The sequence below is a fragment of the Halomarina ordinaria genome (assembly GCF_030553305.1).
GTDB classification, from domain to species: Archaea; Halobacteriota; Halobacteria; order Halobacteriales; family Haloarculaceae; genus Halomarina; species Halomarina ordinaria.
The window spans coordinates 1,707,920-1,720,793 of the sequence record NZ_JARRAH010000001.1; the positions used below are offsets into that span (position 1 = coordinate 1,707,920).

A 12,874-nucleotide genomic window follows, 5' to 3' on the forward strand; every position below is an offset into this window, starting at 1 on the left:
CGCTTCGCGGTCTCGCAGTCGCCCCCGAAAAAGCTCGACCAAAAGCACAGCGTCACTCCCGTCGGAACGCGAGCGCAGCGAGCGTTCCGGTAGTCGTTCCTCGGCCCGCTCGCTCCCGCCGGTCGCTCGCGGTTCGGAATCGGTGTCCGAGAGGTTCGCTCGCTCGCCGTCGACTCGCGGTTCGGCGTCGAGACGTGCGACAGTCATCGTCGCGGACCCGGTAGCTCATACTCGTGGCGTTCCTCTGGCGGGACGTGACGACGACGAGTCCGGGGGACGCGACGACGCCGACCGTCCGGCCGGTCGTCGAGGCCGACCTGCTCGACGTCTCCCGCATCGAGCGCGCGGTGTTCCCCCAGCCGTGGCCCTACGAGGCGTTCCGGCGCTTCCTCGACGAACCGGGGTTCCTCGTCGCCGAGGTCGGCGGGCGGGTGGCGGGCTACGTCGTGGCGGACGTGACGCCGAACTTCGGGCACGACGTCGGCCACGTCAAGGACATCGCGGTCCACCCCGAGTTCCAGGGTCGCGGTATCGGGACGACGCTCCTCGAACGGGCGCTGGCCACGCTCGCGGCGGTCGGCGCGGGGTCGGTGAAACTGGAGGTGCGCGCGAGCAACGAGGAGGCCATCCGCCTCTACCGCCGCCACGGTTTCGAGTACCGCCGGACGATACCGCGCTACTACGGCGACGGCGAGAACGCGCTGGTGCTCGTCCGGCCGACCGACTGAACCCTCACGTCTCCAGGACGCACCGGTAGTAGGGCGTCCCGTCGCGCCGCAGGACCTCCCGCACCGACCACGGCGTACCGACGCAGGCGTCTCGGAGGCGTGCCGGCGAGAACAGGACGAACGAGAGCGACGGCCCGACCAGTCGCTCGCCGGCGCGGTCGTACTCGACGTGGAACGTCCGCCGACAGACCCCCTCGCGCGGGTCCGGTCGGTGCCCCCCGAACCCTTCGGGGGCGATGCGCCCGGGGTCGTAGCTGTCGACGACGGCGACGCCCGACCCGTCGGTGACCGGAGCGAGGTCGGCGAGGAGCGCGGCGACGCCGGGGAGCGACCCGGCGAGGCCGAGTTGCGTCCCGTTGAGCAGTACGGCCCGGTACGCGTCGGTGAACGGCCCCGGGAGGTCGAACATGTCGAACACGCGGGCGTCCTCGACGCCGCGCTCGCGGGCCGCCCTGACGGCGTTGGGCGACACGTCGAACGCGGTCACGTCGACGCCGTGGTGCTGGAAGGTCAACGCGTGCTGGCCCGCGCCACAGCCCACGTCGAGGACCGGTCCGGCGAGCGAGTCGTAGAGCGCGGCGTCCGAGTGCCACGCGTCCGTCGGCCCGAAGTAGTTCGCTTCGATACTGGCGTCCCACACCTCGGCCCCGTCGCGGTGAATCGCCTCGCCGCGCAGGTCATCCCGGTAAACGTCGAGCATCGCCGTGCCGAGTGCGTCCTCCTCCGACTCCATACCACGCCGGAGCGTGCCACGTGTAATAACTCCGTACCGAGGTGTGACACCGACACGCGAACGTCCCGGGAGTCGAGGGGACCGGCGGTGCTGGCGCTCCGATGGGCCGAGAGTGAGCGGAAGCGAGCGGCGGGCGGCACGTCGCCGACGGTGGGGACTACGGCCAGAGGCCGCGTGCGGTGTGGGCGTCGACGATGCGCTGGAGGCCGACGACGTAGGTGGCGTCGCGCCACGAGAGGTCCTCGTCGGCCTCGTAGGCGGTTCGCACGTCGTTCCAGGCGTCGAGCATGGCGGTCTCCAGTTCCTCGTTGACGCGCTCCAGCGACCACGCGCGGTGGTTGACGTCCTGGAGCCACTCGAAGTAGCTGACGGTGACGCCGCCGGCGTTGGCGAGGATGTCGGGGATGACCGGGATACCGCGGCGGTTGAGCACGTCGTCGGCCGCGAACGTCGTCGGGCCGTTGGCCCCCTCGACGACCATGTTCGCACGAATCTCGCTCGCGTTCGCCTCGGTGATGACGTTCCCGACGGCGGCGGGGATGAGCACGTCCACGTCGAGTTCGACGAGGTCCTCGTTCGAGAGCGTCTCCGGGGCGTCGTAACCCGAGACCATGCCGGGGCGCTCCTCGTGCCCCATCACGTCGTTCGTGTCCAGTCCGTCGGGGTCGTAGATGGCGCCGTTGACGTCGCTGAGCGCGACGACGGTCGCCCCCCACTCGTCGAGCGCGCGGGCGGCGTTCGCGCCGACGCTCCCGAACCCCTGGACGGCGACGGTGGTGTCGGCGAGGTCCATCCCGTAGAAGTCGACGGCCTCGCGGGCGACGATGGCGACGCTGCGCCCCGGAGCTTCCTCGCGCCCGAGGCTCCCGCCGATGACCGGCGGCTTGCCGGTGACGACGCCGGCGATGGTCTCGCCCTCCTGCATCGAGTAGGCGTCCATGAACCAGCCCATCGTCTCCGCGTCCGTCCCCATGTCGGGGGCGGGGATGTCCCGCATGGGGCCGATGACGTCCCGCAGTTCCTGGGCGAACCGTCGGGTGAGGCGCTCTTTCTCCTCGGTCGAGAGGTCCTTCGGGTCGACGACGATGCCGCCCTTCGCGCCGCCGAAGGGGAGGTCCATGACGGCGCACTTCCACGTCATCCACATCGCGAGGCCGATGCACTCCTCCTCGCTGACGTCCGGGTGGTAGCGCAGGCCGCCCTTGAACGGTCCGCGGACGCTGTCGTGCTGGGCGCGGTAGCCCGTGTACACCTCGACGCGCCCGTCGTCGCGCTCCAGCGGGAGCGAGACGCGCTGGACGCGCTGGGGGTGCTTGAGGCGCTCGACGACGTTCGGGTCGATGTCGAGGGTCGCCGCGGCGCGTTCGAGCTGTCGGCGGGCGGTCGCGAGCGCCGACTCGGGTTCGGCCCTCGATTCGGCCGCCGACGGGACGGTGTCGGGGTCGCTCGTCGCCACCGTCACCGCCCTCCGAGGGGTCGAGTCGGCCGTGTCGTTCGATGCGTCGTTCGGTGCGTGCGACCGCTGGTCGTCGACGGGGTCCGCCCCCACCTCAGGGTCATGGCGCCCACTTCCCCATCCGTCAATATAGTATTAATCCATATATGGTATATTAACACACGGGCGCGAGATAGTGTGGCGTGCGAGGCGGTCGGTCGCGCCCGAGGGGACGGACCGAACCCGGTCGGCACGCAACACGACTTTGTCCGTCGCGGCGGTATCGTGGGTATGGGATACGCCTGTCCGGTCTGTGAGACGCCGCAGTCGGACGCACGACACCTCGCCAACCACCTCGCGTTCACGGCGCTCATCCGGGGGGCAGACCACGAGGCGTGGCTCGACGACCACGTCCCCGGGTGGGACGAGGAGGGGGAGGCGGAACTCGCGGCGCGCGTCGAGACGCTCGCCGAGGAGACCGACTTCCCGCAGGTGTTCGAGGACACGGTCGGGACGGCGGGCGAACACCAGCACGACGGCGAGCGCTCGGGGCGACTGTTCGAGGACGACGGGCCGGGCGTCGATGGGCACGGGCACGGCCACGGCCACGGGCACGACCACGACCACGACCACGGGACGCCCGCGCGGAACGCCCCGCCGGCCCCGCGGGACGAGGAGACGCGCGCCGTCCTCGAGGAGGCGCGGGACCTGACCGAGCGGATGCTCGCGGAGGACGACTCGGAGAGCGAGACGGCCGACGACGCGGGGACGGAACCCGACGACAACGCGTAATTACCTCCCGCGACTAGTGTCGGTATGCACACCGAGGGGACGCTCGCCCCCGACTCGCCCGAGGCCGCGCGCGACGCCTACGACGCCTACGGACCGGCCGCACGGACCGTCGTCCGCGAGGTGACCCGCCGGATGGACTTCGACCGCGAGGAGTACGAGGAACGGGTCACCGGCGACGTGGTCGCCACCGCCCGCGACGCGCTGTTCGCCTCCCTGCTCTCGGTCACCGTCGGCACCCGCGAGGAGTTCGAGGCGTGGTACGCGGAGCACGACGACCTGGACCTCGACCGCCACGGCAGCGAGACCGTCGACCACGTCGCGTGGCACGTCGTGCCCTTCGCCGAACGCGTCGTCGCGACGACGTTCCAGAACGAGGAGGCGGCGGCCGTCGCAACCCTGCGGCGCATCTGTTTCGGGAGCCAGTACCGCGAGGTCGTCGAATGAGGCGGATAACCCGGAACCTCATCGCCGTCATCCTCGCGGTCCTCGTCGTCCTGCTCGCGCTGGGGGCGCTCCCGGGCTACCTCCGCACGGGCGACCCGTACTACCTCACCGCCGAACCCGTCGAGGACCGCGACGGTCCGACGGTCAACGCGACCGGCCTCTCCGAGCAGCGCTTCCCCTACACCACCGCCGCGGTCGAGGACGGCCGGTCCGACCCCTACTGGGAGGGCCCCACCGGCCTGAAGGAGGCGTTCACGCACTCCCCGTTCGACGAGATGAGCGAACTCGACCAGCGCGACCGGAACGCCGACGGCACGGACGCCGGCGCGGTCAACGAGACCACCGCCTACGTGACGGACGACGGGACGGTCTACCGCATCGACCTCGTCAGGGAGGACGAGTGACCGTGGTGCCCGAGGACTGGGAGCGCGTCGAGTCGGTCGTCGAGTACGAGACGGGGTGGTACACCGGCGGCTACGACCTGCTCAGACAGCCGGACGGGACGGAGAAGCGCTACTACTGGGCCGAACTCCCGCCGGCGACCGTCGCCGTCGTCCGCGAGGGCGACCACCTCATGATGGTCCAGCAGTACCGCCCGCCCATCCGCGAGTACTGCCTCGAACTGCCCGCCGGCATCGTCGAGGACGTGGACGTACCGGGCGACGGGGCCGTCGAGCCACAGGCGTCGGTCCCCCCCGAGGCGTACGAGAACGCCGCCGCCCGCGAGGTGCGCGAGGAGACGGGGTACGACCCGGGAGCGGTGCACTTCCTCGAGGACGTCTGGGTCTCGACGGGCGTGTTGCGCCACCGCCGCGGCCTCGTCTTCGCCACCGACCTCGAACCGGCCCAGCGCGCGCTCGACACCAACGAGTTCATCGAGGTGACGCGCGTGCCCGTCGCGGACGTCTTCGAGCGGGTGCGCGTCGACCCCGCGAACGACGCGACGCTCGAAGGCGTGTTGCTAGCTGAGCGGGCGGGCCTGCTCGACTGAGCCGGCGCGGTCGACGCAACCGACGGGACCGACGCCCTCGCAACTGAGTCTTTATCCGTCCGGACCCGCTCACCTCGACCATGGACGACGAGATCTCCGTCGACGAGTTGAACGCGCTGCTGGAGGACGGCGAGGACGTCCGCCTCGTCGACATCCGCTCGCGCGCGGCGTTCGAGCGGGGACACATCGAGGGCAGCGAGAACATCCCGTTCGCGGAACTCCCGAGTCACATCGAGGAACTCGACGGTGCCGACCACATCGTCACCATCTGTCCGATGGGGAAGTCCTCGATTCAGGCCGCCCGCCTCATCAAGTCCTACGAGGGGACGAGCGGCGCCACCGTCGAGAGCCTCCGCGAGGGGCTCAACGGCTGGGAGTACGGACTCGTCGACGGCGACAGCGACGGCGACGGCGACGAGGGGAGCGGCCACGGCGAGCAGCGGGCGCAGGCGAGCGCGACGAGCGAGGGCCCGGACGCGCCGTTCTGAGTCGGAGGGGCGTCACGCGTCGTTCGTCACTCACCGCCCCGTCTCCCCTCGGACGCGTCGCTCTCGGCGCGAGCGGTCGGAAAAGCGGAATCGGAAGGGGGGTCAGGCGACGTTGAAGCCCTTATCGCGCAGGAAGTCCTCGACCCGGCCGCGGTGGTTGCCCTGCAGTTCGATGGAGTCGTCCTCGACGGTCCCGCCGCAGGCGAACTTCGACTTCAGGTCCGACGACAGCGAGTCCATGTCGACGTCTCGCGGGTCGAATCCCTGGATGACCGTTACCTCCTTCCCGTATCGGCGCTCGTCGATGCGGATGCTTATCTCCTGGGACTCTCTCGCGACGTCCTCGCAGACGCAGAGTTCCTGAGGCAATCCGCACGTCGAGCAGACTTCCGACATTACAGTTGCGAACTACTCGATGCCTATATTAAACGTTGTCGGGAACTGCGAGGAGGACGGGACAGCGCGGTGACGGCGGGCGGTTTCGCCCCGACGCTACAGTCGGGTCCGGTCGTCGACCAGGTCGTCGACGAGCGCGATGGCCTCGTCGGCGAGTGCGCGGTCGGACCGCCCGGCGTACACCGCCCGTTCGTACAGTTCGCCGACGCGACGCGCCCGTTCGTCGGGCATCGTCCCGAGGTACTGCCGGGGGGTCTCGCCGGGGGCGCGGGCGCGACCGGTCCGTTCGAGGAGGTACTCGAGGCGGTCGAACGCGCGCCTGACGTCCGCCTCGGGGTCGTCAGTGGCCGACTGGCGGCGCAACCAGAACGCCCGGTAGGCCCGGCCGTCGAGGCCCGTGCGCCGCACGCCGGCGACGAGGCCGACGGCGAGGGCGAGGCCGAGCGCCGCCTGTTCGGGCGTCGGCGGCGTCAACTGGAAGCCCGCGCCCTCGTCGCCACCACCGTCGCCGTCGCCGGTGTCGGTGTCGCTCCCCCCGCCGTCGGAGCCGAGGCCGTCCGGCCCGGCGACACCGCTCCCGGACTGGCCGCCCGCGCTCTCGTTCGTGCTCTCGTTGCCGTCCGTCCCGTTGGGCGCCGTCTCGTTCGTCTCGTTGGCCGCCGTCCCGTTGTCCGGGTCGGGCTCGGAGTCGTTCTCCGGCGGGTCCGGCCGCGTCTCGTTCGTGTCGACGTCCTCCGTGCCGTTAGCGCGTGCGTCGTCGAGTCGACCCTGTTCGGTCGACTCGCGGGGGCCGGACGGCGTGGGGTCGAAGGCGACCCACCCCTGTCCGGGGAAGTAGACCTCGACCCAGGCGTGGGCGTCGAGGCCGCGGACGACCCACTCGTCGTCGTCGACGCGCTCGCCCTCGGTGTAGCCGGTGACCATCCGGGCGGGGACGTCCTGCGAGCGGAGCATCGTCACCATCGTCGTCGCGTAGTAGGTGCAGTAGCCCGCCTCCATCTCGAAGAGGAACTGGTCCGCGATGTCGCCGCTCGGCTTGCGGACGTCGAGCGAGTACTCCTTCTCGTCTTCGAGGTACGTCTCGACGACGCGGGCGGTGTCGTAGGGGTTGTCCGCGTTCGCGGTCAGGCGCTCGGTGAACGTCCCCACGCGGTCGGGCGTGCTGTCGGGCAACTGGGTGTAGCGCTCGGTCACGCCGTCCGGGTAGCTCGTCCCCGCGTCGCGGAGCTGTCCGGGGCGAGGGGTGGGCGTCTGGCTGACGACCGTGTAGTCGTCACCCGGCGCGAGCGGTTCGGCGGGTTCCAGCCCGCCGAAGTCCGTCGCGCGCGTCGAGTGCCCCGACATGGCGACGGGCTTCCACGCCGCTGGCATCACGTTCAGGTCGTCCTCGGCGGTCACCCGCTGGCGGACCCGCTGGCTCTCGCCGGGGGGCGGGTCGAGGAGGCCGTCACGGTACGGCTGTGACTCCGCGGTGCGAATCCAGCCGTCGCCCGTGTAGCGGTCGTAGGCGTCGATGCGCCAGTAGTCCCCGCGGTCGCTCTCGACGCGGAAGCGAACCTCCGGGCTGAGGTCGATGGCGCCCTGGACGGCGAACTGGCCGTCGTCGTTCACGAGGCTCCCCTCGACCGTCTCGGCCTGCGGGCCGTCCGTCGAGAGCAGCGGCTGGCCCGACCCGGTCGGGACCACGCTCGCCGAGACGGTGAGGACGACCATCGCGGCGACGACCAGCACCACCCCGTCCGCGTCGGCCAGACGGCCGTCACGCCGGTCGAGGTCACCCACCCCGAGGACGACGGCGGCGGCGACGACGCCCACGAGCGCGGTGAGGAGGGACGCGTCCCCCGTGAGGACGAAGAACACGAGCGGGGCGCCGCTGACGCCCGCCGCGAGCGCGTATCGACGCCGGGCCGTCAGGTACCACGAGAGGAACACCGGCACCGGCGCGACGGCGAGCGCCCACAGTTCGGCGTTGATGATGCGAAGGATGGACAGCCCCGTCACCAGCGCGAGGACGTCGCCCCAGATGAAGCGCACCTGGTCGGCGAGCGCGTACGTGTTCGGGACCGTCGGGAAGTAGAGCAGGCCGCCGGCGACGGCGATGACGGCGGTGAGCGCGAACGCCCCGAGCGGCGGGAGGTAGCGCGCGAGCACCACGCCCGCGAGGAGCGACCCCGCCACCAGCAGGGCGAACGTCCCCGGGTCGCCGGTCACGTCGACGATGCCGTAGAGGACGCTCAGGTACGACGCCGTGAGGACGGCCATCGCGGCGACGCTGACCGCGCGCGTCCCCGCGACGGGGACACGGGACCCGAGCGAGGACCGGGCGTCGGTGCTCACGCGCGGACCACCTCACGGCCCGTCCGCAGGTCGTCGTAGGCGACGGTCCGCCCCTGGATGTCGACCGTCACGCGCCCCTCGGCGTCGGCGTGGACGCGCACGTCGGCGCGGTCGAGGTCGGCCGTCGAGAGGTGCCCCGGCGGCGTGCGCGCGAGCAGTTCGAGGGCGGCCAGTCGCTGCCGGTCGCCGAGGCCGCGGTCGAGGGAGCCGCCGGGCGTGACGAGCGACACCTCGACGCCCTCGTTGAGGAGGTACGCGACGATGCTGGCCGTCGCGGCGGCCATCGCGTCGGCGTTGCGTCCCCGGTCGCCGGCGACGGCCTCGCAGGCGAGCGCGACCGTCCCGCTGTCCTCGTCGGCGAACTCCATCACGACGAAGTCACCCTGGCGCTTGGCGCTCGTCTTCCAGTGGATGTCGCGGAGGGCGTCGCCGGGGGCGTACTCCCGCAGGGTGTCGAACGCCTGGCGTTCGGTCGTCCCGGCGCGGTCGACCAGCCCCGTGAAGTACCCGCCCGGCGCGACCCGCTCGACCTCCGGGTAGACGAGCAACTGCTCGTCGGTCGTCGCCTCGTACGTCCGCTCGAAGAGGCCGAGCGCGTCGCGGACCGTCACGGTGAGCGGACCGACCTCGTGGGCCCCCCGCTCGACGAGGTCCACGTCGTACGCGACGGTGCGCGACCCGGCGAGTTCGTGGACCGACCGCCGGGGGCGGACGCCGTAGCCGAGGCGGTCGGTGACCGTCGTCGGACCGCTCGCGTCGACGTGGACGCGCATCGTGCGCGTCTCGCCGGGGAACCCCGGCGCCGGGACGATGCGGTCGACCGAGGGCCGCCCCGCGTAGCGCATCTGGACGACGCCGGCCGCGAGCGCGATGAGCGCCGGGGCGGCGAGGGCGTTGAGCGCCCCCTGGCCGAACGTCGCCGCGAGGACGAACGCGAGGAGCGTCAGCCCGACGACCACGACCCCTCTTCGCGTCGGTCTCATACCGACGTCGTGCCGAGCGCCGTCTCGACGATGTCGCGGCCCGTCCGCTCGCCGCCGGGGGCGGGGCGGATGCGGTGAGCGAGCGTCACGACCGCCTCGCGCTGGACGTCGTCGGGGACGACGTACCCCCGGCCGTCGAGGACTGCCCGCGCCTGGGCCGCCCGCAGGAGGGCGATGGAGCCGCGGGGGCTCACGCCGAGCTGGGCGTGGTCGCGGGTGTAGCGAGCGAGGCGCGTCACGTAGTCACGGACGTCCCCCTCGACGGTGACGCGGGCGACCGTCTCGCGGGCGGCGCGGAGGTCGTCCGCGCTCGCGACGGGGTCGAGCGTCTCGATGGGGTGGTCGCCGACGACCCGCGCGAGGACCTCCGACTCCTCGGCCGCCTCCGGGTAGCCGAGGTGGAGTTGCTTCATGAAGCGGTCGAGTTCGGCCGCCGGGAGTTCGTAGGTCCGGTCGCGTTCGACGGAGTTTTGCGTCGCGATGACGACGAAGGGGTCGGGGACGTAGTGGGTCTCGCCGTCGACGGTCACCTGCGCCTCCTCCATCGATTCGAGGAGGGCGGACTGGGTCTTCGGCGGCGCGCGGTTGATTTCGTCGCCGAGGACGACGTTCGCGAACACCGGCCCCGGACGGAACTCGAACTCGCGGGTCTGCTGGTTGAACACGTTCACGCCCGTCACGTCCGTCGGGAGGAGGTCGGGCGTGAACTGGATGCGCTTGAACGACCCGTCGACCGACCGTGCGACGGCGCGCGCGAGCATCGTCTTGCCGACGCCGGGCACGTCCTCCAGGAGGACGTGCCCCCGCGCCAGCACCGCCGTCACGATGTCCTCGACGGCGTCGTGATGGCCGACGATGACGCGCTCGACGTTCTCGGTGAGGAGGCGGGCGAGGGCGCCCGCCTCCTCGACGGCCACGTCCTCGGCCGTCGCGTCGGCCGCGAGATTATCGCTCATTGTCCCGCTATGTCACCCTGCGTGACAAGTGCTTTCCGTCCGGCCGGCTGGGCGAGGGGTTGTCTCACAGGCTCCACAGGGGCCGGAGCAAAGTAATTCTGCTGATAGCGTGTTGATACGTCAACGGTCCTCAGGGGAGACCTACCACTCCTTGCAGTCGGCGCAGACCAGTCCATCGCCGTCGCGCCAGCGACGCTCGACGTGCGTCCCGCAGGCCGCACACGGCGCGCCCCCGGACGTCCAGTCCATCGTCGAGACGGCGGGTCGAAGCGGGAGCCCGTCGGGGAGGTCGGGCACCTCGGCCGCGACCGGCGAGTCGGCGGCGACTGCTGTCTCACCGTCGGGCGACTCCGACGACGGGTCGCTCGCCTCTCCCGCGCGCGCGTCACTCGTGCAGTCCGCGTCGTCACGGTTCGAGTCGTCACGGTTCGCGCCGTCGCTCTCGGCGTCGGCGTCGGCCGCGGCGAACTCGTCGAGCGAGCGGTCCCGCACCATGTACCCACTCGCGGGGGCGGGACGTATAGCCGTGGCGGACGGACACACACAAGTACCAGCGCCCGTAGGTCGAGGTATGCAGAACGTGCTCGTCGAACTCCTCGGAAGCATCCCGGAACTCGTCACCCGGTTCGTCGACATCGCCACGATGAGCGTCGGACAGGCGGTGCTGCTGGCGATAGGGGCGCTGCTCGTCACCGTCAGCGTCGTCGTCTTCGGCTACCTCGTCTTCGGGGCGTTCGTCCGGCCCATCGCCAACTTCTCCTCGCCCGGCCGCGGCCCCCGCGAGCGCCGCGAGCAGGAGTATCGCGAACCGCGTTACTGAACCTCCTTCTCACTCCGCCCGGTCGAGCGCCGTCGCCGCGAGGTCCACCGCCGTCTCCAGGTCAGGTCCCAGCGGCGCCCCCACCACGACGCTGTCTGCGTACTCGAGCAGCGACCCGAGGCGGTCACCCACCGTCTCGGGCGTCCCGGCCGCCGAGAAGGCGTCGAGCATCGCGGGCGTCACGCGCTCGAACGCCTCGCTGAACGACCCCGCGCTGATGGCGTCGCCGATGGCTTCGGCGCGCTCGGCGTCGACGCCGTGGCGCTCCAGCACCGGGGGAGCCGCCCCCGCGGTGATGAACGCCACGGGCGGCCGGGCCGCCTCGCGGGCGGTCGCTTCCTCGTCGGCGACGCTCACGCTCGCGTACGCCGCGAGGTCGAAGTCGCCGCGCGACTCGGGGCGCTCGTCGAGTCCTTCGTGTACGCGCTCGCGCGCCCACGCGAGGTCCTCGGGGTGCGAGCCGTTGAACAGCAGGCCGTCGGCGTGTTTCGCGGCCATCCGGCACATGTGCGGCCCCTCGCCGCCGACGTAGACCGGAATCGAGTCGCCGCTGGGCGGCGCGTAGTTCAGCCCCGCGTCCTCGGCGACGAACGTCCCGTCGTGGGTGACACGTTCGCCGCGCCAGAGCGCCTGCGCGCTCTTGAACGCCTCCAGCACCGGTCGGAGGCCTCGCTCGTCGAGCAGGCCGAGGTTCCGGAGCGTCGAGGGGTCGCCCGGTCCGATGCCGAACACCGCCCGACCGTCGCTCACCTCGTCGAGCGTGGCGACCGAGGAGGCCAGCCTGACGGGGTGGGTCTCGTAGGGGTTCGCCACCCCCGGCCCGAGGCGGACCTCGTCGGTCGCCCTCGCGATACCCGAGAGCGCGACGAACGGGTCGCGGTTGTTGTAGTGGCAACTCGTGAACACCGTGTCGAAGCCCGCACGCTCGGCTCGCCGGGCGAGGTCGACCACCCGGGAGACGTCGTGTTCGGGCGTGAGTTCGATTCCTCTCATGACGGAAACTCCCACTCCTCGAGGGCCTGGCGGACCAGGTCGTCCTCGCGCGCACGAAACAGGGCGTCGCTACCGGCGTGGTCGCCGAAGTCGAAGTCGCGGACGACGACGACGGGCGTGCCGCCACTCCCCTCGCCGGAGACGAGGTTCGCGGCGGCGGCGAGTTCGTCCACGACGGCCTCGACGGTGACGCCCAGTTCCCGGCCGTCGCGGTCGCGCTCGCCGCGCCAGTCGCGACTCGCGGGCAGGCCGGCCCACCCGATGGCGACGCCGCGCTGGCCGTGGCGGAACGGCCGCCCGCACGTGTCGGTGACGACGACGGGCGTCCCCAGCGATTCGGAGAGCGCCCGCGCGCTCGCCGTCGGGTCCTCCGGGAGGAGGAGCAGGTCCGCCTCGGGGACGTTCGAGCGGTCGATGCCGGCGTTGACCGTGACGTGCCCGAAGCGCGTCTGCGTCAGGAGGAAGGGCGCCTCCAGCAACAGCGCGCTCGACTCCTCCAGGACGACCTGCGCGAACCGGGGGTCCTTCGCCTCGCCCGTGACGGCTTCGAGTCGCTCGGCGACGGCGCGGGCACGCTCGCCGGCCGTCACGTCCGCGAGGTCCATCGTCCGGCCCTCGGCCTTCGAGACGACGGTGCTCGCCACGCAGACGACGTCGTCGGCCCGCAACTCGACGCGCTCCTCGACGAGCGACGCGAGGTCGTCGCCCGCGCGTATCTCGGGCAGGTCGGGGACCGCGAACACCTCCATGCGTGTGACTCGGTGTGACGCGACGTAAA

16 protein-coding genes are annotated in these 12,874 nt (G+C 71.6%); 7 read left to right on the top strand and 9 right to left on the bottom strand.

The genetic code is table 11. The features are described from left to right. Nucleotides 1-254 precede the first annotated feature (254 nt). Complete coding sequence (gene rimI / locus P1Y20_RS09275; RefSeq protein WP_304449479.1) at nt 255-728, top strand: ribosomal protein S18-alanine N-acetyltransferase; 474 nt, start codon at nt 255-257, stop codon at nt 726-728. A 4-nt stretch (nt 729-732) separates the two neighbouring features. Here the strand turns inward: rimI and P1Y20_RS09280 are convergent, their stop codons facing one another. Together P1Y20_RS09280 and gdhB are read right to left on the bottom strand one after the other, a co-directional pair. Next, nucleotides 733-1,461: a class I SAM-dependent methyltransferase gene (locus P1Y20_RS09280; protein ID WP_304448383.1), complete on the bottom strand. Its 729-nt coding sequence runs from the start codon at nt 1,459-1,461 to the stop codon at nt 733-735. A 157-nt stretch (nt 1,462-1,618) separates the two neighbouring features. Then, the gene (gdhB, locus tag P1Y20_RS09285; protein WP_304448384.1) at nt 1,619-2,917 is read right to left on the bottom strand and encodes a glutamate dehydrogenase GdhB; all 1,299 of its coding nucleotides are present in this window, start codon (nt 2,915-2,917) and stop codon (nt 1,619-1,621) included. 270 nt (nt 2,918-3,187) lie between these two features. On the opposite strand from gdhB, the gene P1Y20_RS09290 reads away from it, so the two are divergent. The 5 genes from P1Y20_RS09290 (at nt 3,188) to P1Y20_RS09310 (ending at nt 5,611) form a co-directional block, all read left to right on the top strand. Further along, entirely contained in the window at nt 3,188-3,688 is a 501-nt protein-coding gene (locus P1Y20_RS09290) for a DUF5810 domain-containing protein (protein WP_304448385.1), read from the top strand. A gap of 24 nt (nt 3,689-3,712) precedes the next feature. After that, nucleotides 3,713-4,132: a DUF5809 family protein gene (locus P1Y20_RS09295; protein ID WP_304448386.1), complete on the top strand. Its 420-nt coding sequence runs from the start codon at nt 3,713-3,715 to the stop codon at nt 4,130-4,132. Further along, the gene (locus tag P1Y20_RS09300) at nt 4,129-4,536 is read left to right on the top strand and encodes a hypothetical protein (RefSeq protein ID WP_304448387.1); all 408 of its coding nucleotides are present in this window, start codon (nt 4,129-4,131) and stop codon (nt 4,534-4,536) included. Before P1Y20_RS09295 ends, P1Y20_RS09300 begins: the two co-directional genes overlap by 4 nt. Then, a complete protein-coding gene (locus P1Y20_RS09305; RefSeq protein WP_304448388.1) occupies nt 4,533-5,123 on the top strand; it encodes an NUDIX hydrolase in 591 nt (196 codons plus the stop codon). The genes P1Y20_RS09300 and P1Y20_RS09305 overlap by 4 nt, the downstream gene beginning before the upstream one ends. Nucleotides 5,124-5,203: 80 nt before the next feature. Then, complete coding sequence (locus P1Y20_RS09310; protein WP_304448389.1) at nt 5,204-5,611, top strand: rhodanese-like domain-containing protein; 408 nt, start codon at nt 5,204-5,206, stop codon at nt 5,609-5,611. Nucleotides 5,612-5,713: 102 nt separating this feature from the next. Here the strand turns inward: P1Y20_RS09310 and yciH are convergent, their stop codons facing one another. From yciH to P1Y20_RS09335, 5 genes are all read right to left on the bottom strand, one after another. Further along, the gene (gene yciH, locus P1Y20_RS09315) at nt 5,714-6,007 is read right to left on the bottom strand and encodes a stress response translation initiation inhibitor YciH (protein ID WP_304448390.1); all 294 of its coding nucleotides are present in this window, start codon (nt 6,005-6,007) and stop codon (nt 5,714-5,716) included. Between the two features lie 96 nt (nt 6,008-6,103). Continuing rightward, on the bottom strand, nt 6,104-8,344 hold the full coding sequence (locus tag P1Y20_RS09320) for a transglutaminase TgpA family protein (RefSeq protein WP_304448391.1): 2,241 nt from the start codon (nt 8,342-8,344) through the stop codon (nt 6,104-6,106). Continuing rightward, a complete protein-coding gene (locus P1Y20_RS09325; protein WP_304448392.1) occupies nt 8,341-9,327 on the bottom strand; it encodes a DUF58 domain-containing protein in 987 nt (328 codons plus the stop codon). The genes P1Y20_RS09320 and P1Y20_RS09325 overlap by 4 nt, the downstream gene beginning before the upstream one ends. Further along, nucleotides 9,324-10,283, bottom strand: coding sequence for an AAA family ATPase (locus P1Y20_RS09330; RefSeq protein ID WP_304448393.1), 960 nt, complete (start codon nt 10,281-10,283; stop codon nt 9,324-9,326). The genes P1Y20_RS09325 and P1Y20_RS09330 overlap by 4 nt, the downstream gene beginning before the upstream one ends. 141 nt (nt 10,284-10,424) lie before the next feature. Beyond that, complete coding sequence (locus P1Y20_RS09335; protein ID WP_304448394.1) at nt 10,425-10,778, bottom strand: DUF7573 domain-containing protein; 354 nt, start codon at nt 10,776-10,778, stop codon at nt 10,425-10,427. Nucleotides 10,779-10,854: 76 nt separating this feature from the next. Here P1Y20_RS09335 and P1Y20_RS09340 point away from each other — a divergent pair, with 76 nt between their 5' ends. Beyond that, complete coding sequence (locus P1Y20_RS09340; RefSeq protein WP_304448395.1) at nt 10,855-11,103, top strand: DUF8024 family protein; 249 nt, start codon at nt 10,855-10,857, stop codon at nt 11,101-11,103. A gap of 9 nt (nt 11,104-11,112) precedes the next feature. Here the strand turns inward: P1Y20_RS09340 and P1Y20_RS09345 are convergent, their stop codons facing one another. Together P1Y20_RS09345 and P1Y20_RS09350 are read right to left on the bottom strand one after the other, a co-directional pair. Next, nucleotides 11,113-12,096, bottom strand: coding sequence for a 5,10-methylenetetrahydromethanopterin reductase (locus P1Y20_RS09345; protein ID WP_304448396.1), 984 nt, complete (start codon nt 12,094-12,096; stop codon nt 11,113-11,115). Continuing rightward, nucleotides 12,093-12,845, bottom strand: a complete 753-nt coding sequence (locus P1Y20_RS09350) for a coenzyme F420-0:L-glutamate ligase (RefSeq protein ID WP_304448397.1) — start codon at nt 12,843-12,845, stop codon at nt 12,093-12,095. Before P1Y20_RS09350 ends, P1Y20_RS09345 begins: the two co-directional genes overlap by 4 nt. Nucleotides 12,846-12,874 lie beyond the last annotated feature (29 nt).